The organism is Streptomyces sp. ATLC9 (genome assembly GCF_057196705.1).
On sequence record NZ_JBXUOY010000668.1, the window covers coordinates 1 to 223 of the forward strand.

General features: G+C 65.5%; 1 protein-coding gene. It reads left to right on the forward strand.

The features are described 5' to 3' along the window. A partial coding sequence (gene trxA / locus AC2CJA_RS27570) for a thioredoxin (protein WP_484605318.1) occupies positions 1 to 223 on the forward strand: 223 nt, incomplete at both ends.

Sequence of the window (223 nt, forward strand, 5' to 3'; positions counted from 1 at the left end):
CTTCGCGGACGTCGTCCTCAAGAGCGACAAGCCGGTCCTGGTCGACTTCTGGGCGGCCTGGTGCGGTCCGTGCCGTCAGATCGCCCCGTCGCTGGAGGCGATCTCGGAGGAGCAGGCCGACAAGCTCACCATCGTCAAGCTCAACATCGACGAGAACCCGGCGACGGCCGCCAAGTACGGGATCATGTCCATCCCGACGATGAACGTCTACCAGGGCGGCGAG